This window comes from Brasilonema octagenarum UFV-OR1, from assembly GCF_963888615.1.
In the GTDB taxonomy this organism is placed as follows: domain Bacteria; phylum Cyanobacteriota; class Cyanobacteriia; order Cyanobacteriales; family Nostocaceae; genus Brasilonema; species Brasilonema sennae.
In genome coordinates, this window is record NZ_CAWPKW010000117.1 from 1 (window position 1) to 611 (window position 611).

Consider the following 611-nt stretch of genomic DNA (forward strand, 5'->3'; position numbering starts at 1 on the left):
CATCGTTTTGAGTTCTTTCTATACTGGCACAATACTCAATTAGTACTGCATATTCATCGTCGGAACATCTAATTGTTAGTTTTTTCATGCCGTCAATATGCCGTCATTTATGATATAACAGTAGCATGAAAACATTGAAGTTTAAGTTGTACGAACACAAGCGGAATCGATACCTCAAGCAGTCAATTAACGCTGCTGGGGTAATCTATAACCATTGCATCGCCCTTTGTCGCCGATACTACCGGATGTGGGGTAAGCACTTGCGGAGCGTGAAACTTCAATCTCATATAGCCAAATTGCGGAAGCGTAATCCGTTTTGGCAGTTGGTAGGTTCTCAAGCAGTCCAGGATATCTGTCAACGCATCGAGAAAGCATACCAATTGTTTTTTAAACACAACAAAAAAGGAGTTAGACCACCAGGGTTTAAGAAGGTTAAGAAGTACAAATCATTCACCCTTAAACAAGCAGGATACAAATTTCTAAGTGGTAATCGAGTTAAGGTTGGGAACAGAGTTTATCAATGTTGGAAATCTAGGGAGATAGAGGGGACAGTCAAAACTCTAACCATTAAACGGACACCGTTGGGTGAATTGTTTATGGTTATCGTGGTT

Annotated in this window: 1 protein-coding gene; it reads left to right on the forward strand. The window is 40.3% G+C overall.

Annotated features, from left to right (window positions below; translation table 11 throughout):
• Positions 1–125: 125 nt before the first annotated feature.
• Positions 126–611: RNA-guided endonuclease InsQ/TnpB family protein (locus tag AC5590_RS08835; protein ID WP_169269045.1), on the forward strand; the 486-nt coding region annotated here is incomplete at its 3' end.